At 70.1% G+C, this 18,002-nt stretch carries 16 protein-coding genes, 1 tRNA gene and 4 pseudogenes; 13 read left to right on the top strand and 8 right to left on the bottom strand.

The window, feature by feature from the left end; genetic code table 11:
* Window positions 1-658: 658 nt before the first annotated feature.
* The 3 genes from ACIQMU_RS26065 to ACIQMU_RS26055 form a co-directional block, all read right to left on the bottom strand.
* Window positions 659-1,624, bottom strand: coding sequence for a DUF5926 family protein (locus tag ACIQMU_RS26065; protein WP_352239149.1), 966 nt, complete (start codon window positions 1,622-1,624; stop codon window positions 659-661).
* 248 nt (window positions 1,625-1,872) lie between these two features.
* The gene (locus ACIQMU_RS26060; RefSeq protein ID WP_402689817.1) at window positions 1,873-2,592 is read right to left on the bottom strand and encodes an ATP-binding protein; all 720 of its coding nucleotides are present in this window, start codon (window positions 2,590-2,592) and stop codon (window positions 1,873-1,875) included.
* Window positions 2,593-2,769: 177 nt separating this feature from the next.
* Window positions 2,770-3,606 carry a glycerophosphodiester phosphodiesterase gene (locus tag ACIQMU_RS26055; protein WP_352239422.1) on the bottom strand — a complete coding sequence of 279 codons (837 nt, stop codon included), beginning with the start codon at window positions 3,604-3,606 and terminating at the stop codon, window positions 2,770-2,772.
* Between the two features lie 201 nt (window positions 3,607-3,807).
* Between ACIQMU_RS26055 and ACIQMU_RS26050 the strand changes: the two genes are divergently transcribed.
* Together ACIQMU_RS26050 and ACIQMU_RS26045 are read left to right on the top strand one after the other, a co-directional pair.
* On the top strand, window positions 3,808-5,508 hold the full coding sequence (locus tag ACIQMU_RS26050) for a S1C family serine protease (RefSeq protein WP_402689816.1): 1,701 nt from the start codon (window positions 3,808-3,810) through the stop codon (window positions 5,506-5,508).
* Window positions 5,509-5,594: 86 nt separating this feature from the next.
* A tRNA-Ser gene (locus tag ACIQMU_RS26045) sits at window positions 5,595-5,684 on the top strand.
* Window positions 5,685-5,743: 59 nt separating this feature from the next.
* On the opposite strand, the gene ACIQMU_RS26040 is transcribed toward ACIQMU_RS26045, so the two are convergent.
* Window positions 5,744-6,169 carry a hypothetical protein gene (locus tag ACIQMU_RS26040; RefSeq protein ID WP_402689815.1) on the bottom strand — a complete coding sequence of 142 codons (426 nt, stop codon included), beginning with the start codon at window positions 6,167-6,169 and terminating at the stop codon, window positions 5,744-5,746.
* A gap of 272 nt (window positions 6,170-6,441) precedes the next feature.
* Window positions 6,442-6,906: an NUDIX hydrolase gene (locus ACIQMU_RS26035; protein WP_402689814.1), complete on the bottom strand. Its 465-nt coding sequence runs from the start codon at window positions 6,904-6,906 to the stop codon at window positions 6,442-6,444.
* Window positions 6,907-6,924: 18 nt separating this feature from the next.
* Here ACIQMU_RS26035 and ACIQMU_RS26030 point away from each other — a divergent pair, with 18 nt between their 5' ends.
* From ACIQMU_RS26030 to ACIQMU_RS26005, 6 genes and pseudogenes are all read left to right on the top strand, one after another.
* On the top strand, window positions 6,925-7,704 hold the full coding sequence (locus tag ACIQMU_RS26030; RefSeq protein WP_402689813.1) for a GntR family transcriptional regulator: 780 nt from the start codon (window positions 6,925-6,927) through the stop codon (window positions 7,702-7,704).
* A 139-nt stretch (window positions 7,705-7,843) separates the two neighbouring features.
* A pseudogene (locus ACIQMU_RS26025) lies at window positions 7,844-8,077 on the top strand (hypothetical protein); the annotation flags it as partial.
* Window positions 8,078-8,286: 209 nt separating this feature from the next.
* Window positions 8,287-8,430 carry a mobile element transfer protein gene (locus tag ACIQMU_RS26020; RefSeq protein WP_402689835.1) on the top strand — a complete coding sequence of 48 codons (144 nt, stop codon included), beginning with the start codon at window positions 8,287-8,289 and terminating at the stop codon, window positions 8,428-8,430.
* Between the two features lie 12 nt (window positions 8,431-8,442).
* A complete protein-coding gene (locus tag ACIQMU_RS26015; protein ID WP_010060553.1) occupies window positions 8,443-8,598 on the top strand; it encodes a hypothetical protein in 156 nt (51 codons plus the stop codon).
* A gap of 27 nt (window positions 8,599-8,625) precedes the next feature.
* Window positions 8,626-8,934, top strand: coding sequence for a SpdD-like protein (locus ACIQMU_RS26010; RefSeq protein ID WP_402689812.1), 309 nt, complete (start codon window positions 8,626-8,628; stop codon window positions 8,932-8,934).
* Between the two features lie 91 nt (window positions 8,935-9,025).
* Window positions 9,026-9,281: pseudogene (locus ACIQMU_RS26005) on the top strand (replication initiation protein); the annotation flags it as partial.
* A 686-nt stretch (window positions 9,282-9,967) separates the two neighbouring features.
* Here ACIQMU_RS26005 and ACIQMU_RS26000 read toward each other — a convergent pair.
* The 3 genes from ACIQMU_RS26000 to ACIQMU_RS25990 all read right to left on the bottom strand — a co-directional run bounded on the left by ACIQMU_RS26000 (window position 9,968) and on the right by ACIQMU_RS25990 (window position 13,177).
* Window positions 9,968-11,248 carry a DNA sulfur modification protein DndB gene (locus ACIQMU_RS26000; protein WP_402689811.1) on the bottom strand — a complete coding sequence of 427 codons (1,281 nt, stop codon included), beginning with the start codon at window positions 11,246-11,248 and terminating at the stop codon, window positions 9,968-9,970.
* Between the two features lie 519 nt (window positions 11,249-11,767).
* Window positions 11,768-12,025, bottom strand: coding sequence for a hypothetical protein (locus ACIQMU_RS25995; protein WP_402689810.1), 258 nt, complete (start codon window positions 12,023-12,025; stop codon window positions 11,768-11,770).
* A gap of 165 nt (window positions 12,026-12,190) precedes the next feature.
* Window positions 12,191-13,177 (bottom strand): bifunctional DNA primase/polymerase, encoded by a 987-nt coding sequence (locus ACIQMU_RS25990; RefSeq protein ID WP_402689809.1) that lies wholly within the window; start codon window positions 13,175-13,177, stop codon window positions 12,191-12,193.
* Between the two features lie 334 nt (window positions 13,178-13,511).
* Here ACIQMU_RS25990 and ACIQMU_RS25985 point away from each other — a divergent pair, with 334 nt between their 5' ends.
* From ACIQMU_RS25985 to ACIQMU_RS25965, 5 genes and pseudogenes are all read left to right on the top strand, one after another.
* On the top strand, window positions 13,512-13,826 hold the full coding sequence (locus tag ACIQMU_RS25985; RefSeq protein WP_352239124.1) for a hypothetical protein: 315 nt from the start codon (window positions 13,512-13,514) through the stop codon (window positions 13,824-13,826).
* A 229-nt stretch (window positions 13,827-14,055) separates the two neighbouring features.
* Window positions 14,056-14,430, top strand: a pseudogene (locus ACIQMU_RS25980) (acyl-CoA dehydrogenase family protein); the annotation flags it as partial.
* Window positions 14,421-15,404, top strand: a pseudogene (locus ACIQMU_RS25975) (lipid-transfer protein); the annotation flags it as partial. The pseudogenes ACIQMU_RS25980 and ACIQMU_RS25975, both read left to right, overlap by 10 nt.
* Window positions 15,405-15,572: 168 nt before the next feature.
* Window positions 15,573-16,136, top strand: coding sequence for a SigE family RNA polymerase sigma factor (locus tag ACIQMU_RS25970; RefSeq protein WP_352239123.1), 564 nt, complete (start codon window positions 15,573-15,575; stop codon window positions 16,134-16,136).
* Between the two features lie 135 nt (window positions 16,137-16,271).
* Complete coding sequence (locus ACIQMU_RS25965) at window positions 16,272-17,924, top strand: long-chain fatty acid--CoA ligase (RefSeq protein WP_402689808.1); 1,653 nt, start codon at window positions 16,272-16,274, stop codon at window positions 17,922-17,924.
* The last annotated feature ends 78 nt before the right edge of the window (window positions 17,925-18,002 follow it).

Here is an 18,002-nt window from a genome sequence, read left to right as displayed (position 1 = left end):
AGCACCAGGCGGTACGGCCGCCGCCACGGCGCTCGGCATGGCGGGTCCCGTTGCACCCCGGCGCGGCCGGTCCGGTCGCCGCTGTGTTCGCGCGCCCGGCCCGGCCGGCTGCTTCCCTGGACACCGCCGTTGCCCGGGGCGCTCCGACGGACGCCCGGGTACCGCCGTTGCTCCGGACGCTCCGATGGACGCTTCGATGGAGACTCCGATGGGTGTTCCGGCCGCCGTGGAATCTTCTTGGCGGTTCGCCAGGAGGCCGGAGTGTCAAGGCTTCTGAGGCGCTGTCTGGAGACGGGGGCGATGAGACCCGGGCGCGTGCTCGCCGCCCGGTGCGCGAACGGTGAGGAACTCCGACCCGTGCACACGCTGTCCGGCCGCTCCTCGGGGACGACTCCGACGGGCACGGAATCCGAGGTGACCGACAGGGTCGCGGGAGCGGGGCGGCCTGGCGTGCCCGGGGTGTTCACAGGCGGGCCGCAGCCGGAAACGAGGACGCCCGGTCGCTGGCGACGGGGGATGCACCAGCGACCGGGCTTCTAGAACCGTAACAAGAGATCTGCCGTTCGCAAATTCGATCTCGCCCTTGGGGACGCCGATTTACTTACGAGTACGGCGAGTTGTGACGCGGGTCACCGTAGGCGACGACTCGTCGTGACGGTCAGCTGAGGGTCACCTGTCGGTTGGTGAGACCGCCCCGGGCGCGGCGTTCCTCGGCGGTGAGCGGGGCGTCGGACGCGAGCGCCGCCGCCAATCGCTCGGCGAACTCGACGGCGGGCTTCTCGCACGCCTCGGCGCCCATCGAGCTCGGCAGGTCCCAGACGGGAACCACGAGCCCGTGCGCCCGGAACGACCCGACCAGGCGGGTGTCGTCGCCGATCGAGGAGGTGCCCGCGGCGTGCAGCCGGGCGAGCGCGTCGAGGAGCTGCTCCTCGGGGTGCGGCATGACCCAGCGCAGGTGGTTCTTCTCCGGGGTCTCGCACCAGTAGGCGGCGTCGACGCCGGACAGCAGCGTCGTCGGGATCGCGGCGGCGTTCGCGCGCTCCAGGGAGGCGGACACCTCGGGAGTGGCGTTCTCCGCGTCCGGCACCCAGAACTCGAACCCGGAGTGCACGTCCGGCTTGAACGCGGCGTCCGGGGCGAGGAGGTCCTGGAGGCGCGGACCATCGGCCGGTACGCGACGGGCGGCGACCGGGGAGCCGGGCTCGGCCTCCAGGGCACGCTGGAGGGTGTCCGCGAGGTCGCGGCTGAGGTCGCCGGAGGAGGTGTCGTTCTGCAGGGCGAGCAGGACGGAACCGTCGTCGCGGCGCAGCGCCGGCCAGGCCATCGGCAGGACCGTCGCGAGCGTCACCGAGGGAACCCCCTCGGGCAGCCCGTCCTTGAGGGTCAGCTCGACGGTGGCGGCGGGCACCAGCTCGCGCAGCGCGACCCAGTCGCACTCGCCCGCGAGTCCCTCGAAGGGACGGTGCACGAGCTCGGTCACGGCCTGGGCGGCGGCGCGTCCGTGACACGCCTTGTAACGGCGGCCCGATCCGCAGGGGCAGGGCTCACGGGCTCCGACGACCGGGATCTCACCGTCCTTGAGCTGCTGCTTCCCGGCCTTGGACTGAGGGCGCTTCTTGGCCATGGTGGGCATTCTCCCGATTGCGACAGTGCGGACTCGGCGCGAGCCTAGCCGCCCGGGGAGCCTGGCTCCGCCCGCGTACCCGCTCGGCCCGCCCGGGTCGACACGGGCTCGGCCCCGTACGGGCTCTGTCCCGCGCGGGCCAGGGCCTCGTACGCCTACGCGGGCCAGGGCCTCGTACGCGCGCCAGGCCCGAGTCGTCCCTGCGGGCTCTGTCCGCGTATGCGCTCGGCCCGCACGGGTGCGCGGTCTCAGCCCACGTCGTCGAAGGCGTCGGAGAGGTCCAGGCTCTCGAATCCGGTGAGCCCGCCGATGCGGTTCGCGCCCAGGCGGTTCGCGCCGATTCCGTGCGCGCCGATGCCCTGTGCCTCGATGCCCTGTGCCTCGATGCCCTGTGTGTCGGAGCCGCGCGGGCCGGAGCCGTTGCCGCTGACACCCGGTGGCTTCTTCGAGGAGACCAGGGCCCAGACCGTGACCTCGCCGGGCGCGTCGTCCCGGACGCCCCACTCCTGGGCCAGGGCGCTGATGATGTTGAGGCCCCGACCGCCGCGCGCCGTCACCGAAGGGGTGGCCGGAACAGGGCGGGTCGGTCCGCCGCCGTCCGTGACCTCCACGGTGAGCGCGCCGTCCGTGTCCACCCGCCATGCGGCACGGACGTCTCCGTCGCCGACGTCGGTGTGCCGCCCCAGGGGCCTGCCGTGCCGGCAGGCGTTGCTGAGGAGTTCGGAAAGGATCAGAACAGCGTCGTCGACGACCGCGTCCGACACCCCTTGGTCGCGCAACTGCTCACGCATCCGGTGTCGTGCCCGCCCCACGCCGGCAGGGCCATGAGGAACGGCCATGCTCGACGACGCAGGCACCTCTTGTGCCATCACCAACGCCACCCCCGAGACCTCCTTTGCCCCACGCCACGGGTTGGATGCCCCACTGAGCTGCACCGGAAACCGGCCAAGGCTCTCTCGGTGGCGCACTCGTAACGATCGAACGCGCGGTGAATGCGCCGGTGCACACCCCGTGACGGTGCCGTTCGGGGGACTTGGCGCACCTTCAGCCGTACCGCGTTCGTACGGTATTCGTACAGAACCCATGCTGCTGAATCCACGCTGAAACAGTGCCGAATGCGGCTCGGTTTGCCTACGGGACAGCCCCTAGATGCGGCCCAGTTGGGACAGAACCTGCTTCGGGCGGTTGGTGATGATCGCCTCGACGCCGAGTTCGGCGCACAGGTCGACGTCGGCCGGTTCGTTCACGGTCCACACGTGCACCCGGTGTCCCGCGCGGTGCAGTCGTTCGATGTATCCCGGGTGGCTGCGCACGATCCGCATGCCGGGCCCCGCGATCCGGGCGCCGGCGGGCAGCCGCCCGTCGCGCATCCGGGGCGATACGAACTGCATCAGGTAGACCGTGGGCAGCGTGGGGGCGGACACCTGGATGCGGTGGAGCGAGCGGGCGGAGAAGCTCATGACGCGGATGGGCGAGGGCCCTTCGGGGGGCGGATCGGCCAGCCCGAAGCGCTTCAGCAGCCGCAGGAGCCGTTCCTCGACCTGCCCGGCCCAGCGCGTGGGGTGCTTCGTCTCGATGGCCAGTTGCAGCTGCCGTCCGGTGGCCCGGACCTCGGTGAACAGCTCCAGGAGCCGTTCCAGGGTGAGTACGGAGGTGAGCTCGCCCGGCACCGGGTCCCAGTCCGGCGACTCCTCGTGGTCCTTCCAGGAGCCGAAGTCCAGGGCGGCGAGGTCGGCCAGCTCCAGCGCGGACACGGCGCCGCGCCCGTTGGACGTACGGTTCACCCGCCGGTCGTGGACGCAGACGAGGTGGCCGTCGGCCGTGAGCCGGACATCGCATTCCAAGGCGTCGGCACCGTCCTCGATCGCCTTGCGATAGGCGGCCAGGGTGTGCTCGGGGGCGTCGTCGGAAGCCCCGCGATGGGCGATGACCTGGATGGAGGTGTGCGCGCTGCGCTGCCGTGCTTGGGTCACCCGCGCCATGGTGTCACCGCCGGAGGGGTGGCTGAGCACATGTCACCCTGGAGGTCTGTTTTGTCGGATGTAAAGATTGGTGTGCGGATGCACAGCTCCTGCTTACAGTGGCCCGACGTGCTGTGGGAAAAGCTGACCGCAGACACGCGCACAGCGGATTTCTTGCCGAATGCCGACTGGATGCCGAGTGGAACCGAGGAGTAAAGAGCTGTGAGCACCGAGAACGAGGGCAACGAGGACCACGTGGTACCGGCCGTGCCGTCCGTTCCGTCCGCACCTCCCGTGCCGGCCGCCACTCCTGAGCCGGCCGACGGCGGAGTCGCACCTCCCTCGTCGTCGACCCCGGCCCAGGACGCCGCGCGGGGGACTGAGGACGACACCGCACGCCTCCCCGCCCACGACGGCGGCGCAGCGGACGCCGCTCCGCACGCCCCCGGTGCGGGAGGCCCTGAGCAGGGGGCCCCGGCGCACGCCGACGCACCGCGCCACGACCCCACGCACCAGGGCTCCCCGGCCACGCCCGCGTACGCCCAGGGCGCCCATCCGACGCCGTCCCAGCCGCCGCAGCCGCCGCACCACTCCCCGTACGGAGCCGCCCCCGGCTACGGAGCGGCACCCGAGCTTCCCCCCGGCGCCGCGTCCTGGCCGCCGCCCCCGCCCGCCGTCCCGTCGTACGCCGGCGGGGACGCGGGTCACGCGTCCGGCGGTACCGGCCACGGCGGCGGCCACGGCCCGGTCTGGGGTGCTCCGGCCCCGCCCGGCTCCGAGCCCGCGGGCGGGAGGAGCCGCAAGGGCCGCGCCGGCGGCCTGGTGGCGGCCGTGGCCGTCGCGGCCCTCGTCGCGGGCGGCGTCGGCGGAGCCCTCGGCTTCTGGGCGGCCGACCGGAACGACGACCAGAACTCCGGCGGCTCGACCACCATCTCGGCGTCGGACACCCCGAGGGACCTGAAGCGCCCGGCGGGCACGGTGGCCGGGGTCGCGGCGAAGGCGCTCCCCAGCGTGGTCACCATCGACGCGCAGGGCGGCGACGGCGAGGGCGGCACAGGCACCGGCTTCGTGTACGACAAGGAAGGCCACATCCTCACCAACAACCACGTGGTGGCCTCCGCCGCGGAGTCCGGCGAACTGTCGGCGACCTTCTCCGACGGCAAGAAGTACGCCGCCGAGGTGGTCGGCCGGGCGCAGGGCTACGACGTGGCCGTGCTGAAGCTGAAGAACCCGCCCGCGGGCCTCACCCCGCTGCCGCTGGGAAACTCGGAGGGCGTCGCGGTCGGCGACTCCACCATCGCGATCGGCGCGCCCTTCGGCCTCTCCAACACGGTCACCACGGGCATCATCAGCGCGAAAAACCGTCCGGTGGCTTCGGGAGACGGCTCCAGCAACAAGAACTCGTACATGAGCGCCCTACAGACCGACGCCTCGATCAACCCGGGCAACTCCGGCGGCCCGCTGCTGGACGCGACAGGTGCGGTCATCGGCATCAACTCGGCGATCCAGTCGACCGGCGGCGGCCTCGGCCAGGCCCAGGCCGGCTCCATCGGCCTCGGCTTCGCGATCCCGATCAACCAGGCCAAGAACGTCGCCGAGCAGCTGATCAAGACCGGCAAGCCGGTCTACCCCGTGATCGGCGCGACGGTGACGATGGAGGAGAAGACGGGTGGCGCGGCCATCTCCGCCGAGGGCGCGGGCGGCACCCCCGCCGTCACCCCGAACGGCCCGGCGGCCAAGGCGGGCCTGAAGGCGGGCGACGTGATCACGAAGTTCGACGGCACCGTGATCGACAGCGGGCCGACCCTGATCGGCGAGATCTGGACCCGCAAGCCCGGCGAGAAGGTGACCCTGACGTACGAGCGCGACGGCAGGACGGCCACGGCCGAAGTCACCCTGGGCCAGCGCGAAGGCGACAGCTGACCGGCTAGGCTGTCCCACGCGTCGAACCGGCCCCGCGCGGGCCTGTCGCCCCGTCGGCTTGCACAGCGACCGGGCAGCCGACGCGGGGTGGGTTGCCCGAGCGGCCTAAGGGAACGGTCTTGAAAACCGTCGTGGCAGCGATGTCACCGTGGGTTCAAATCCCACACCCACCGCCAGTTGAGAGAAGTAGCAGGTCAGAGGGCGGGTCTCCGAACCGGGGACCCGCCCTCTGCGCTCACCTTGTCTCACTCCGCGCCCGTGTTTCTCGGTGCAGACCAGGGCGTGTGGGCCACGCGCGGGCCAGGATCGGCCCTAGTCTTCGGGCGCTAAGTCCCAGCTCAACGAGCCGGTTGGCCGCCGCTGACCCACCCTTGAGGAGCTTGGCGTAGAACCGGTAGAGCACCGCGAGGCTGTGGCCGGCGCGGTAGGCGGCTTCCACCGGGTCCATGCCGGACTTGATCCACAGCGAGATCGCGGCGTGCCGCAGCGCGTACGGGACATCCGCCAGCGGAGTGCGTAGCTCCTGCTCGCTGAGCACGGCTTTGCGGGCCTCGGTCCAGACCTCGGAGTACTCATTCGACGTGAGGCGACCGGTGCGCGCTGCCCGGAAGAGCCTCCCGTCCGATCCCACACCGAAGCGCTCGATGTGGGATCGGACCATGCGGACGTAGACCGGCGGGACGGGGACGGCTCGGACAGCCTTCCGCGCTCGGTGCTTCAGGCCGCGCTCGTCGTGGGACTTCCCGCTGTCGGTCCAGCCGCTTCCGACCTCGGGATGACTCTCCGACACATGCGTGTGGGGCGACGGTGGAGGGGATGGGAGCCCACCACGCTTACGATGTGCCCACGGCCGGGAACGATGCCCCCTCCCAACCGGCGACTCCGCCCGGCGGAGCGAAGCGCGGCCGGGTACTTGATGAAGTAGAGAAAGTCTTATCCCGCTGTGATGAGCTGCTTGCCGTCGTGGCTCCGCACGTGAGGGCCGTTGTCGTCCAGGGCGTCCAGGAGACGGACTGCGTAGACCTCGGCCATTCGCTCGCTGACCTCGTCGGATGTGAGCCAGGAGACGGCTGTCGACTCGCTTGATGTGCGCCCGGTGCCGCCGGAGGGCTTGCAGCGGAAGACCAGGGCGACGATGCCTCGGGTCGTGTTCTTGTAGACGCCGGTGAGCTGGTCCACCTCGACGTGGATGCCTGTCTCTTCCCAGACCTCGCGGGCTACGCCGGCCTCGGGTGTCTCGCTGAGTTCGAGGATGCCGCCGGGGAGCTCCCAGGTGCCGTTGTCGGCTCGGCGGATCGCCAGGAGGCGGCCGTCCTCGCGCACCACTACTCCGGCGACGGACACGGAGTGCAGGGGAGTGGGTGCCGCTTCCTGTGGTTGACTCATGTAGAGGAGCATAGGAGGCAGGGAAGGACTATGGGAACTGCGGCGGGAGGGGCCGGTTCCGGTCCTCGGTATGTGCAGATCGCTGATGACCTCGTGCAGCAGATTCGGGCGGGGGTTCTCAAGGCCGGCGACATGGTGCCGAGCGAATCCGAGCTGGTGGACCGCTACGGCGTCTCCGGCGGGACGATCCGTAAGGCCATGGTCGAGGTACGGGCGAGTGGGCTCGTCGAGACCAGGCATGGCAAGGGCTCGATCGTGAAGAACCGGCCCCCCGCACGGCACCGCTCCTCCGATCGCTTCCGGCGCTCGCTCCGGCAAGGTGGCCAGGCGGCCTACCTCGCGGAGTCCGCACAGTCCGGCGCTACCGCGAAAGTCAGCGTCCTCTACATCGGTCCCATGGGTGCGCCCGAGGACGCCGCCGAGCGTCTGGGAGTTCCCGTCGGTACACAGGTGTTGGCCCGCCGACGCCTCTATTTCCGTAACGGCACTCCGGTGGAAACCGCCTCGTCGTACCTGCCCTGGGACGTGGTGAAGGAGATCCCCGAGCTGTTCGCCGAGAACCCCGGGGGCGGCGGCATCTATGCTCGACTCGAAGACCGCGGGCATGTGTTCGCGGAGTTCGTCGAGACGCTTCAAGCGCGCCCGGCCTCGAAGGCGGAGGCGTCGGAACTGGCGCTCAGCCCTGGCGCGCCCGTGGTTCACCTGATCCGGGAGGCCCGTACGACCGCGGGTCGGGTGGTCGAGGTGTGCGACACGCTCATGGCCGCTGACCAGTTCGTTTTCGAGTATCGGATCCCTGCCGACGACTGACTTCCACTCAACTTCCGGCAACCCGTCGTGAGTTCTTCTTCGCGGCGGGTTGGCTCATGTACAGGAGTCCTGCACTCTTCTTCATGTCACTCATATATATGAGTGACGGAGTTTTGGACCTATAGAGGAGTGATCTGCTGTGCGTCAGGTTCCCGTCGACATCTCCAGCGCTGCCGTGATGGTCGCCAAGACTCCGCAGGGTCAAGGTCCGTGACCGCCGCACCGGTGAGATCGCAACCGACATGGAGACCGGTGCTCAGCTCATGACCGTGGACGTGATGTTCGCGGCGAATGAGGAGGTGGAGATCCTTTCCGTCACCGTTCCGGAGCCCGGGATCAACGGCGAGCTGCCATGGGCACGCCGGTCGCGCTGCAGACAGCGCTTCGGCTCCGAACTCGGCAAGGGCATCACCATGCTCCGCGCCCAACTCACCGGCCGCACCGCCCGCCGTCTCAACGACGAGACCTCCGCCAACATGGCCTTCGGCGACATCGCCCCGGACGCGGTCCTCGCCGCCATCCAGATTCCCGCCGAACTGCGAGGTCGCCGTCGCGGGAGACGCGTCCGGCGGTTGGCACCGCATCGGCGCTCCGCACACCTCGCTCCACCGCGACCGCACCGGCCGCACCGTCCACGCCGCCGACCGCTGCGGCTGGTCCGCCGACTACTCCAGCCGGACCGCCGCCCAACTCGCCGCCCGTACCCACCGCTGCACCGTCCGTTAGGAGACAGCGTCCATGGACGTCCCCCTCTGGATAGCCCTGCTGGTTGTCGGCTACCTCGGCATCAAGCTTTTCCGCCCGCCGGTGTGGCTGATCTGCGTGCTCCTCCTCGGTGGCTACCTCCTTGCCGACAGCCTCTTTGCCTCCGTCATCGACACCGCCGTCAAGTAGACCGCGCAGGGGAGAGGAGAACTACCCATGTTCCAGCCCAAGATCCCGACCATGCCACAGCCCGCGGTCACCCCGCCCGCCGTCGTCCAGCCGACCACCATCACGCCGGGCACGCCTGCCCCGGCACCCGCCGCCGCCCCTCCGCCATCCCGTCCGGTCGTACAGCTCACCCCGGGCACCGCGGTCGCGCTCGTCGGTGCCGGTACTGCCGTTGTCCTGGTCGTCGGCACCGTCCTGGTCTCGCTGCTCCTGGCGGTCGCCGTCACTGGCGCATTGGTCGCCGTCTGCGCGGTCGTCCTGCGCTCCCTGATCATGTCCGACGTCAAGCGTCGCTGACCGGCCCCCGGGCGGCCTCGATACCGCCAAGCATCCACCGCCCGGGAGCCGTGCCCACCGATCGATCTCGCGATCGGGAGGAACCTCCAGCATGGCCCACCGGACCGCACCCTCGAAACAGAAGCGATCCATGCCCGCCCCACAGTTCGACCCGACCGTCCTCGGGGGCGTCCGTCCTCCGGGTGGCCTCGGCCTCCGACTACACCCGCTGGGAGGACCAGATCCGCCGCACCGGCGGCTGTGCCGACCCCGTCCACCTGAGCGGCTGGGTAACCCACAAGGACAGAACCGTCGGCGAGACCCTGCACTGCTACTCGAGAGCGTACGAGCCGGGTGGACGCCTCCGTAGATGAAGACGGGCTCAACGGGGGACAGACAGCACCCGCCTGAGCTGCGGCCCAGCGGCCAGCGATCGTGATCACCAAAAGGTCTTGAAAACTGTCGTAGCGCGAGTCACCGTGGGTACAAATTCCACACCCACCGCCAAGTGAGAGAAGGAGCAGGCCAGAGGGCGGGTCCCCGGAGCGGGGGCCCGCCCTCTGCGTGTCCACCGGGCCGAAGAGCTTTTGACGGAGTTGGTTGCCTCTGGGCTGAAGGGCGGTCAGGTCTTCAGGAGCGAGGGCCCTGCTTGGTCACTGATAAAGTTCGCGGAACAACAGCCGGGCGAAGGTCCCACGGATGCGCTAATCGTCTTGGCCATGAACGCGGATTGCATGGCGGAGCCATACCCAGGACTCCTTGCCGCCAGTTCTGACCTGCTGGCCGTGGGAAATGTTCTACTCAACAGCACCGACTGGCGGCCTTACCTGCGGGCGGCGATATGGCGCCGGGTCGCCTATGGGCTATGAGGGTTACTGCGTTGGGCTCTAGGAGGCCCGTTGGATTGGCCGCTGCAATGCTAGACCTGTCGTGTTCTCCGGCGTGCCTGTCGGAGACGCGACGGAAGTTGGGGGCTGTGGGGGTCCAGGGCTGAGGCTCGTGATGGCCGTCCACCCTGGAGCGTGGTACCTGCTGACGAGGTGAAGGGCGTCGGTCAGTCGTCAAGGGGATCCGGAAGCTGGAACGTCTCCTCGTCTTCGCCGCGGGCCCTCGCGACGCGCTCGCCCAACTCCTTGATGTGGCTTGCAGGGAGCTTATCTCCGACCACCAGATAGGTGATCAAGTCGGCGGCGAGGTTGTAGTTCTCCTTCTTCGTCAGGATGTTGTGCGCGGAGTTGATCAGAACGTCGCGCCACAGAGGCGCAGTGATCCTCCAGTCGAGCTGGTACGCGCGGCTGACCGCGTCCTTGATGGTCAGATCCTTGTCCGCCTGGAGCATCTGCGACAGCGCCTGGAAGAGCACGATGTGGGTGGCCGGCTTGAACAGCAGCCCGTAGTCAGCTTCCTTGGCGCGCAGCTCAGGCAGGATCTTGGTGTTGTCGCGCCCGTACTTCAGCTTTGCCATGCCGTCCAGGACGGTGGTCCACCAACCCTCGACGTGTTCGTAGCCCTGATCGATCATGTCTTCCGAGGGGCGGACATGGGTCCTTTTCTCGTTCAGGTCGTCCGCCATGTCGTAGTACTCGGCAATGATGCGGACGGTCTCGTAGATGGCGCTCAAGGTGGTGAGCTGGGTGCTGCGTTCGGCGATGGTGTTGTTCTTGTAGTTGACCAGCGACTCGCCCTTGTGGTTCTTGCCGGACAGAGGGCCGCCGTCATCCGCCAGGCGGCGGGTAAGGATCGCGAATCCGTCGTCCTCGCTGGTGAGAATGTTATCGCCGCGGCTGGTGTTCTTCGCGTAGCGGTTGACCTTGTTGAAGATCTTCCTGGTGTGCTGCGTGCTGATGCGCGGAACGATGATGACGGTCACCACGTCGTCCCCGACGTCCTTGGCGTACTCCCCCTCGACGGTGCGAGCGAGGTAGACCTCGCGCAGGGCGGCAAAGCGGTGCTGGCCGTCGAGGATGATGCGCTCGCCGCTGTCGATGGTCAGGAATCCGAGGGAGTCCTTGCCCATGGTGGACCGATATGCCGTCGGCAGGCTCTTGGCCACCTCGCTGAGCGGCTCGAACTCCGGCTCCTCATCGGAGTCCAGCAGCACGATGATGGCACCGAAGAACCGGTCAGCCGAGTTGGCCAGGTACGGGGCGATCTCCGTGCGAACTCGGGTGTCGTTGAGCTCACGCTGCAGCCGTTCGGTCAAGCCGGTGGTGGCCCAGTCCTCCTTTTCGCTCGCAGGCCGGGCGACCTGGACAAGGTTGCTCACCTTCATGGTGGTCACGTAGTACGGCGTCGATCCCATCTTGGCTCGGATAGCCGTGTGCAGAGTTGCCATGCGTTCTCCTCGGGTTGTTTGTGGAACCAGCATACCTGTTTGCGGATACAGTTTGCTAGTGATGTCGGTATGTTTGCAAAAACACTCCAGACTAGTCGCATAGAGTCACGCTCAATCAACAGTGGGCTCGGTTTGATCGGAAGGTCGAAGCTCCGGTGGAGGAGGCGAGCAGCGTCCATGGCGGTGCTTCCGCCCGAGTTGCTTCGGCGGGCGCACCGCAGGGGAGCGTCTGGGGCCTGCCGGCCCGAGTGTGGGCCATACACAAGCCGGGCGCATGACCGTGGGCATCCGGAAGGCACCGCGTGGGTCCGCGTGCGTGTAGTGGCGGTAGGGGGTAAGTCGACGTACCGGATCTGTCCTGCCAGTACGTGACCTTGATGCCCGCTCCCGGTAAGGCGGCCGGGAGCCGTTCGAGGTCGACCTCGAACCGGGTGCGGGTGGACGTCCCGTCCGACTCGATGAGGTGTGCCCAGTACGACGGTGTCCTGCGCATCGTCTCGTCCTCCGCGGTTCGGTCGATCACCTCGAGACCGTACGCAGGCAGTCGGAGTCGCCTCGGCCGGGGATCGTGCAGGCGGCTGGCGCGGTGAAGGCGCGCTCGTCGTCACGGGCGTCCGGCATGGTGACGAGCAGCAGCCAGGCCGCTCGCAGGGAGAACAGGATTCCGATCACCAGGCAGGCGAGAATCAGCCCGCGGCTCGCGGGGTCGGTCTCACTGCTCAGTGTTGGGTCACTCCGAATTTCTGTGGCGTTGAGAGTGGAAACGGCATGGGTCATGCACGCATGATGTGTGGTCGCCGGTCGCCGGTCGCCGGTCGCCGGTCGCCGGTCGCCGGTTGCTGGTTGCTGGTTGCTGGAACGCGGCAACCGGGAAGCGCCGGGCGGCGGGGGCCGGAGTAGGACCGAAAGGGCCCTGGGAGGCTCCGGAAGGAACCGGTCCCGTCAAGCCGCGCCGTCCGTCACCCCGCGCTGCCCCGAGGTCAACCGTGCAGCCGAGGCGATCGTGGCGCGGGCCTCGTGTTCCGGCAGCCCGGTGCGGACGGCGGCGGCGGTGAGCGCCCGGGCGAAGGCGTCGCCGATGCCGTGTTCGTAGGCGCGGCAGGCCGCCCAGAACAGGCGGGTGTTGCGCTGGCCCTCGTGGGCGGCCAGGACGAACTGGACCAGGCCCTCACCGCGACGAGCCGCGGCGGCCGGTGCGCCGGAGCACGTGCTGGTGGTTGTTCCGGTGGCTGCTGCGGAGGCGGTGCCCGCGCCCGTAGTCGAGCCCGCGCCCGTGCCCGCGCCCGTCGCCCCGGGGGAGCGGCCCGGCAGCGGGGTCAGGAGGCGGAGCAGGGGGCGGGGGCAGGGTGCCGGAGTGAGGTGGGCGGTGCCGGGGGCCAAGCGGTAGCGGCCGTGGGCGGTGACCGATCCGGGGCCGACCAGATAGCCGTCTTTGCCCCGGATGTCGATGCCCGGGGCGAGGCGGCCGGCGGAGTTGGGGACCGTGGCGTCGGCGGGTCCGGTCAGCCAGAGGTGGCGGCCGCCGCTCGGGGTGAGCACCGTGACCGTCGGAGGGATGGTGAACAGGTGGTGGAGGGCCAGTTGCCGGAGCGCGCCCGCCGCGTCGCCGGCGTCCGCTGGGTCGACGTCCAGGTCGACGCCGATGAGGCGGTGGGGGGAGCGCCCACAGGCGATGCCGTAGCCGGTGGCCCGGGGCGCGGCGGCGAAGAGGGCGCGGACGGCCGCCGGGTCGGTGGTGGCGTCGTGCACTCCGTGCCCCGGCAGTCCGCACTCTCCCCGGCAGTGCGCCGTCTGCCGCTCGCCGCGGTGCGGGGAGCGCAGGGCGGGGAGCTTGGTCGCGGACAGGGGGAAGACGGGGAGCCCGCGCCCGGCGGCGGCGAGAGCGTGGGCGAGGGCCAGGGTGGGGGTCTGCCGGTCGATGGTGGCCATGGAACTATGTTCGTACGTGAGTTCGAATAAAGGAAGAGGTGATGGGTGGCGGTACGGGGGGATGCCCGGAGAGTGGGTGGCCGGCGGAACGCTTCTTCCCGGGCGCGCCAACGGATCTTCGGGCCGACTCGCTGACCTGTGCTTTCGTGCGGCATCGCGGGTTTATCCGCTCTGCGTCATACGTGAGGGGGAACCGCGCGGTGGTGAGGGGTGCGCCGCGGATGGGCTGGGCAGCTCTGGTCTCGCGACGTCGTGAACAGCAACCGGGCGGTCGGCCGACTTCCCGGGCTCAGCCGCATATGAAGCCGCAGTTACCTTTTCTGGAGGAAATGACATGGCACGTATCCGTACCGCTCGCGCCCTCGCCGCTGTCGCCGCCCTTCCCTTGACCGTCGCGCTCTGCGGTGGAGTCGCGACGGCGGACAACGGCTCCTTCGCGAACGACGGATCGAACGCGGCCGTGGCGACGGTCGGAGGCAGCGGTGTCGGCGGCGCCAACTCCGGCAACTCCTCGACGACCCAGCAGCAGGCCGTCGGCGCGGGCGCGTCGAATGAGAACACGTCCGCCCAGGTGAGCCACTCGGCCTTCGTGCCGATCGACCAGTCGGACCACAGCGTCGCGGTCAACTTCACGCCCTTCTTCTGGTGACCCCGACCAGGTGAAGCGGTCGTCGGGGCCCACTGGGGGCGGGCCTCGACGGACTGAACGGCGGCCCGTGCGACGGCATTTCGGTGTGCTCGCGCGGGCCGCCGCCGTCTTGACATGCGCGCAGTAGTTGACGGGCAGTCAGAAATGTTGGAGCGCGGGCCCTCGGTCGCCGGGACGTCGGCCGGGGAGCGCTCCGGCGTTCCGTATCCGCAGCTCTGGAGGCCCCTCCGTGCATCTCGCTCCGACGGAACGCCAGCAGCGGCTTCGCGCCGAACTCCGGTCGTACTTCCGTGCCCTGACCCCCGCTGCGGCGGATGCCGGAAGGGGCGGAAGGAACGGAGAGGGGGACGGCGGGGCCGCGGCGAGCGGTGGGCAGGACGCGGGCGAACAGCGGCGGCTGCTCCGCCGGATCGGCGCCGACGGCCTGCTCGGTCTCGGCTGGCCCGAGGAGTACGGCGGCCGGGGCCGGGGCGCCGACGAGCAGTTCGTGTTCTTCGACGAGGCGTACCGGGCCGGCGCCCCGGTCTCCATGGTCACGCTCAACACCGTCGGCCCGACCCTGATGGCGTACGGGACCGAGGACCAGAAGGCGTACTTCCTGCCAGCCCCGAGATCACCGTCGCCCAGGCGGCCGGGATCGGCGAGCTGTCGTTCTTCTCCCGGATCCACTACGGCGGCGGCGCGGCCTGCGCCACCGTGCGGCAGGCGGCCCTGGCGGTGGCGAGCGGCGTCGCGGACGTCGTCGTCTGCTACCGGGCCTTCAACGAGCGCTCGGGCCGCCGCTTCGGCTCCGGCGTCCAGCACCGGGAGCCCACCGCGGAGGGTGCGGCGCTCGGCTGGAACCTGCCGTACGGCCTGCTCACCCCGGCTTCCTGGGTGGCGATGGCGGCCCGGCGCTATCTGCACGCGTACGGCCTCGACCCGGAGGTCTTCGGGCACGTGGCGGTGGTCGACCGGCGACACGCGGCGCGGAACCCGGCGGCGTACTTCCACGGGAAGCCGATCACGCTCGCCGACCATGCCGCCTCCCGCTGGATCGTGGAGCCGCTGCGGCTGCTGGACTGCTGCCAGGAGACGGACGGCGGCCAGGCCCTCGTCGTCACCAGCCTGGAACGCGCCCGCGACCTGCCCCGCCCGCCCGCCGTCGTCGCGGCGGCGCAGGGCGCGGGCCGGTCGCAGGAGCAGATGACGAGCTTCTACCGGGACGGGCTGACGGGCCTGCCGGAGACCGCCGTGGTCGCCCGGCAGCTCTGGCGCAGCTCCGGGCTGTCCCCGGCCGACATCGACGTGGGCATTTTCTACGACCACTTCACCCCGTTCGTCCTGATGCAGCTGGAGGAGTTCGGTTTCTGCGGTCCCGGCGAGGCCGGGGCGTTCGTCGCGGCGGACGCCCTGCCCCTGAACACCCACGGGGGCCAGCTGGGGGAGGCGTACCTCCACGGGATGAACGGCATCGCGGAGGCCGTCCGGCAGGTCCGGGGCACCTCGGTGAACCAGGTGGCGGGGGCGGCGAGGTCGCTGGTCACAGCCGGTACGGGGGTTCCGACCTCGGGCCTGGTCATCGGCGCGGACGGCTGAGCGGCGGCCCCCGGCCCCGGAGGGTCTCGGGGGCGGACCCTGACGGACGCACGGCGGCCGTCCACCTTCAGGAGGTGCGCGGTGCGTACCCCCTACAACCTGAGGCGGACGGCGCTTCGGGACCTGGGGGTGATCCCTCCGGCGGTCCTCGCTCCTAGCGTTGGGTACATGACCACGCCAGTCTGCACGGGCGCCTCCAGGGCGGCCTCCGCCCCCGCCGCCGGCCACCCCCACGCGCCCTACGCGTCGTTCTCCTCGTACGTACGGGCCCGGGGGCCGGTCCTGCTGCGCACCGCTCGCTCGCTCACCGCGAACCCGTGCGACGCGGAGGACCTGCTGCAGACCGCGCTCGCCAAGACCTACGTCGCCTGGGAGCGGATCGAGGACCACCGGGCGCTGGACGGCTACGTCCGCCGGGCCCTGCTGAACACCCGCACCTCGCAGTGGCGCAAGCGCAAGATCGACGAGTTCGCCTGCGAGGAACTGCCCGAGCGGGAGGCGCTTCCGGCGCCGGACCCGGCCGAGCGGCAGTCACTGCACGACGCGATGTGGCGCGCGGTGCTCAAGCTCCCGGACCGCCAGCGCGCGATGGTCGTCCTGCGCTATTACGAGGACCTGAGCGAGGCCCAGACGGCGGAGGTCCTCGGCGTGTCGATCGGTACGGTCAAGAGCGCCGTCTCCCGTGCCCTCGGCAAGCTCCGCGAGGACCCGGAGCTCACGCCGATCCGCTGACCGGCTCCCTCCGGCACGTTCCCCCCACCAGGGCGCCGGGCAGGAATTCTCTCCCGCGAGTAGTGACATACCGCGTGGTATGTGCGCAGAATCAGCGGAACCTTACTGCCGCGTAGCGCCGACCGGGAGGACGCCGTGCTGAGCACCATGCAGGACGTACCGCTGACTGTCACCCGCATCCTGCACCACGGGATGACGATCCATGGGAAGTCGCAGGTCACGACCTGGACCGGCGAACCCGAGCCACACCGCGTCACCTTCGCCGAGATCGGCGCCCGCGCGACCCGCCTGGCCAACGCGCTCCGCGACGAGCTGGGCGTCGACGGCGACCAGCGGGTCGCCACGCTGATGTGGAACAACGCGGCGCATGTAGAGGCGTATCTCGCCATCCCCTCCATGGGCGCCGTGCTCCACACCCTCAACCTCCGGCTGCCCCCGGAACAGCTGGCCTTCATCGTCAACCACGCGGACGACAAGGTGGTGATCGTCAACGGCTCGCTGCTGCCGCTCCTCGTGCCGCTGCTGCCCCACCTGCCGAGCATCGAGCACGTGGTCGTGTCCGGCCCCGGCGACCGCTCGGCGCTGGCCGGCGTCACTCCGCGCGTGCACGACTACGAGGAGCTGATCGCGGACCGCCCCACCACGTACGACTGGCCGGAGCTGGACGAGCGCCAGGCCGCGGCCATGTGCTACACCTCCGGCACCACGGGCGACCCCAAGGGCGTCGTCTACTCGCACCGCTCGATCTACCTGCACTCGATGCAGGTCAACATGACCGAGTCGATGGGGCTGACCGACAAGGACACCACCCTCGTCGTGGTGCCGCAGTTCCACGTAAACGCCTGGGGCCTGCCGCACGCCACGTTCATGAGCGGCATCAACATGCTGATGCCGGACCGCTTCCTGCAGCCGGCCCCGCTCGCCGACATGATCGAGTGTGAGCGCCCGACGCACGCCGCCGCGGTTCCCACCATCTGGCAGGGCCTGCTCGCCGAGGTCACCGCCAACCCGCGCGACCTCACCTCCATGGCCAACGTGACCATCGGCGGCGCGGCGTGCCCGCCCTCGCTGATGGAGGCGTACGACAAGCTCGGCGTCCGGCTCTGCCACGCCTGGGGCATGACGGAGACCTCGCCGCTGGGCACCATGGCCCACCCGCCCGCCGGACTGAGCGAAGAGGAGCAGTGGCCCTACCGGGTCACCCAGGGCCGGTTCCCCGCGGGAGTCGAGGCGCGGCTGGTCGGCCCCGGCGGCGAGCACCTTCCGTGGGACGGCCGGTCGGCCGGTGAGCTGGAGGTGCGGGGCCCCTGGATCGCCGCCGCCTACTACGGCGGGGCCGACGGGGAGCACCTGCGCCCGGAGGACAAGTTCAGCGAGGACGGCTGGCTGAAGACCGGCGACGTCGGCGTGATCAGCACCGACGGCTACCTCACCCTCACCGACCGGGCCAAGGACGTCATCAAGTCGGGCGGCGAGTGGATCTCCAGCGTCGAGCTGGAGAACGCGCTGATGGCCCACCCGGATGTCGCGGAGGCGGCCGTCGTGGCCGTGCCGGACGACAAGTGGGGCGAGCGGCCGCTCGCGACCATCGTGCTCAAGGAGGGGGTCGGCGGAATCGACTACGAGACGCTGAAGGCGTTCCTCGCGGATTCGGGCATCGCCAAGTGGCAGCTGCCGGAGCGCTGGTCGGTGATCGCCGCCGTGCCGAAGACGAGCGTGGGCAAGTTCGACAAGAAGGTGATCCGCAGGCAGTACGCGGAAGGCGAGCTGGACGTCACCCAGCTCTGACCGGCTGACCCGGCTGACCGGCTGACCCGGTGGGCCGCTGACCCGCTGACCCGCTGGGCTGCTGGGCCACACGGTCCA

This window comes from Streptomyces sp. NPDC091649 (assembly GCF_044756785.1).
GTDB lineage: Bacteria > Actinomycetota > Actinomycetes > Streptomycetales > Streptomycetaceae > Streptomyces.
Note: the sequence above shows the minus strand (reverse complement) of the source record. Positions and strands in the feature narration are given on the sequence as shown.